2 pseudogenes are annotated in these 3,120 nt (G+C 34.9%); both read left to right on the plus strand.

The window, feature by feature from the left end:
- Positions 1-2,852: pseudogene (locus MRZ19_RS01840) on the plus strand (hypothetical protein); the annotation flags it as partial.
- Positions 2,853-2,861: 9 nt separating this feature from the next.
- A pseudogene (locus MRZ19_RS01845) lies at positions 2,862-3,120 on the plus strand (hypothetical protein); the annotation flags it as partial.

Below are 3,120 nucleotides of genomic sequence, written 5' to 3' on the forward strand. Positions count from 1 at the left end.
AGGAGATTTTAAAACCTACAAAAATAAGCCCAAGCAGTGGTAACACAAACACAGAACAAAACATTTACACATTAAGAGAAAATGCAAAAGCACATCTTAAACCTAGAATTAATAAAGATATTGTTAATCTAAACACGCAAGAAGTAGCAATGCTAACTAACAAAGGAATACGCAAGATGATAAGTGATAAAGCCGTATCAAAAAGCGTAGCAAATGGATTTAGTGAAGTGGAGCATTTTAAAGCAGTTGAGCAAGTTACAGAACTCTTTGAAAAAGCAACAAAAGCCACAAGCTACAAAGACCCAACAGACATAAATTTAACCATACATCGCTATAACGCACCTTTTGAAAATGCTAATGCGCTTTTAACGCTTAAAGAATACGAGCAAAATGGAAAGAAAATTTATAGTTTAGAGTTAGATGAGTTAAACGCCATTAAGTTTAATCCCAGCGGCAAGGACTTAATGGAGCAATCCCCAAAGTCAAAAGACATTGACACCGCAAGCTTCAATGCGCCCAGTGAGAATCCAAACGCAATTCTACCAAAAAACTCAAAAATAAATACACAAGCGCAAAATAACAATAACATCCAAAAGAAAAATAAATACCAAATGTTACAAACAACAAGTGATTATGTAAGGCTGGCAAAAGAGGTTATGTATGCAAAACAAAGTCTGGAGTCGCGCAAAGCAGTTTTACAACAAGCAATAAAAGAAAATGATAAAGAAACAATACAATGGGCAAAAGGAGCAATAGCAGACGTTGAAAAAAGAATAAAAAGCAGCCAACAAGACTTGAATAAAGAAATACAAAGAATAAAAAAGCTTGGAATCTCTTTAGAAAATCCACTAAATCTAAAAACCACACCAATGCCAAATATAAAAATGCAAGAATTGCAAGCAATTTATAAAAATACTCTTACTTCCATAGAATCCATAGACAAGCAAATTAATAGCGCAAAAACACAAAAGCAAAAAGATAAATTACACAAACAAAGACAAGATAGGATTAACAAATTTGATAAGGAAATGCAGGCACTTTTAAAGGATTTTAGCAAACAAAGACGGCAATTAATGCACTTAAACCTAATTAGTACAAGAGAAGAAACACAAGAGCTTAAATCCATAAATTTTGACTTTGAGAATCCTTTTGGTGCTTATAACTTAGACAAAACGATTTATAGACAAGAATGGGGAAACGCAGATGGTAATTATCACGAAATGCAATTGGCAGAAGCAAGAATCTTTTTTGATAGATTTGAACCTCTTATAAGAGGGCAAATTAAAAGGAATGTTGGTGATGTTGAAGGCTTTAGCAAAGGACTTATAAAAGATGATGATATTTTCACTTTGCCTTTTGGAACTGACCTTAAAGATATTAGACAGAATATAGAAATCTTATACAACATTAAACCCTTACAAGAATTTGGAACAAACTATGCAGAACATTATCATAGCGGGGAATCTGCGATACAAAAATTGCTAACGCAAGCACAAGCCTTTAAAGAAAGCGGAAAAAAAGGAGAGTATAAAGGACAAGTTGCAGGGGCGTTTTACAGGGAGGAGTTAGGCGATATTGACTTAGTGTGGGGCAAGTCTTACAAGGACGAAAACAGCGAGTGGCGAGGTTTTGGATTAGCTCACATTTTGGATAAACACGGCAAAGAGTTTAAGGATTTAGCAAAAGAATTAAGCGAGGTTATAGAGAAAGGCGTTTTAGTAAAGGAAAGTGATGATAAAATCATATTAAAATCGCCACGGCATACTATGATTTTAGGGAAAAAAGAAAATAATAAATTTGTCGTTACAGGATACAGGCAAAATAACGCTAAAAAGCTGGAAACCACGCAGACAGGTGGCGCAGGTAGTTTTGCCGATGAAACGCACCCGAGAAACTCTCTATCATCGAACCAACAAGAGATTATACCACAAACAACACAACAAGCAAAAATCAAAACAAAAGAAAATAGAGAAAATAGCGAGCAAAGCTTAGCCCAAACCAAACTAAGCCCAAGCGCGCAAGCTAAAAAAGATGAAGTGCTAGAATCTAAAATAGCCTTGTATAACAAACAAGCCAAGCAAATCTATGAGTTTTTTACCGCCAAAGGCACAAACAAAGACAAAATAAAAACTTTAGAAAATTTCAAAGTGTTTATGTCTGAGCTTAATAGAAAACTAGATGGGCAATGGAAGTTTGCACAGCAGCAAAAGCCTGATGACTTAGCTAAATACAAGCAAATCTTAACCCAAAGCATAGAGCAAGCACAGCAAGCAGGAATAAGCGCAAGCCAAAAGGAAAGATTTTTGCAGGATTTGGATTTATTCATAGATAATTTTAGCTACATAAAAACCACTGGTTTATATAACTTTCATCAAAGCCAAGCCAGCCAAATCTTACACAAAATACAATACAAAGCTTATCAATTATATGATTTAAGCGATGATGAGTTTATGAAAATACTGCTTGATAAAAAGTTGCCTAAAGCCTTACACGAGGACTTTGACAGGGAATTGAACAAGAGAAAGGACAGAATATATCCTTTTTTAAAACCAATGCTAGCAAAAGATAACTACTTTGAATACATAGGAGAACAAAAGTTAAAAGACTTCTTTTATAAGGGAGCTTTGAGGGATGATGCTATACCTCAAATGATAGCCAAAGAAAAAGGTGTCAAAATCCAAGACTTTGAAATAGATAGCCCAAGACAAAGGATAGAACAAGCCCTTAATATAAAGCCTATAAAAGAATTTGGCACAAATTACGCAGAGTTTTATCACGACGGACCAAATGCTATCAAAAAGCTTTTAGCAGAAAGACAAGGACAAGTTGCAGGGGCGTTTTACAGGGAGTAGTTAGGCGATATTGATTTAGTATGGGGTGAAGTAACAGACGCACAAGCCCATAAAGGCTATGGATTAGCGCACATTATAGATAAAAGAATAGCTGAGTTTATGGAACAAGGATTAAGCAAAGCAGAAGCGGAAGCAAAGGCAATAGAGCTTATAAACAAATTGCCTGATATAATAAAAAATGGACGGATAGTAGAAAATGCTGGTGTAAATACTATAATACTAAAAGATGGAAATTCTGAATTTAGAGCAGGACTTTCTAAAGGCTTTT

The sequence above is a fragment of the Helicobacter sp. genome, assembly GCF_022770205.1.
Taxonomy (GTDB): Bacteria; Campylobacterota; Campylobacteria; order Campylobacterales; family Helicobacteraceae; genus Helicobacter_D.